This is a genomic window from Pantoea sp. UBA5923 (genome assembly GCF_002431095.1).
Classification (GTDB): domain Bacteria; phylum Pseudomonadota; class Gammaproteobacteria; order Enterobacterales; family Enterobacteriaceae; genus Pantoea; species Pantoea piersonii.
Genome location: NZ_DJDN01000077.1, coordinates 1,785 through 2,446 on the forward strand (window position 1 = coordinate 1,785; position 662 = coordinate 2,446).

General features: G+C 55.3%; 1 protein-coding gene and 1 pseudogene. Both read left to right on the forward strand.

The features are described 5' to 3' along the window. Positions 1-166, forward strand: a pseudogene (locus B3797_RS17195) (D-xylose ABC transporter ATP-binding protein); the annotation flags it as partial. A 23-nt stretch (positions 167-189) separates the two neighbouring features. Then, positions 190-662: ABC transporter permease (locus tag B3797_RS17200; RefSeq protein ID WP_414693109.1), on the forward strand; the 473-nt coding region annotated here is incomplete at its 3' end.

Here is a 662-nt window from a genome sequence, read left to right on the forward strand (position 1 = left end):
TGAGCTGGCCAACCGCGGCGTAGCAATCATCATGGTGTCGTCGGAACTGCCGGAAATTCTCGGCATGAGCGACCGCGTGATGGTAATGCATCAGGGGCGTATTACCGGCATCCTCGATAAAGAAGAGGCCGACCAGGAAACCATTCTGTCGCTGGCATCCGAGTGAGGCGCGAGACAACTATGAGCAATATCAAAGTGACTGCCACTCCGGCAGCTGAACAGACATCATTTTTCGGCAATCTGCGGCATAAACTGCCCAAAGATACCGGCATCTTTATCGTTATGGTCGGTATCGCGCTGATTTTCGAAATAGCCGGCTGGTATGTGCGAGACCAGTCATTTCTGATGAACACCAACCGTCTGATCCTGATTGTGTTGCAGGTGGCAATCATTGGCATTATCGCCGTCGGGGTCACTCAGGTCATCATTACTACCGGTATCGATCTCTCATCGGGTTCGGTGATTGCGCTGACCGCCGTGGTGGCGGCCAGCCTGGCGCAAACTTCTGACAGCCTGTCGCCGATGTTTCCATCGCTGGTGAATATGCCTGCCGTGGTGCCTATCGGCGCGGGGATCGGCGTGGGGCTGCTGTGCGGTATGGTCAATGGCGTATTGATCACCCGCACCGGCATTCCGCCCTTTATTGCTACGCTGGGCATGAT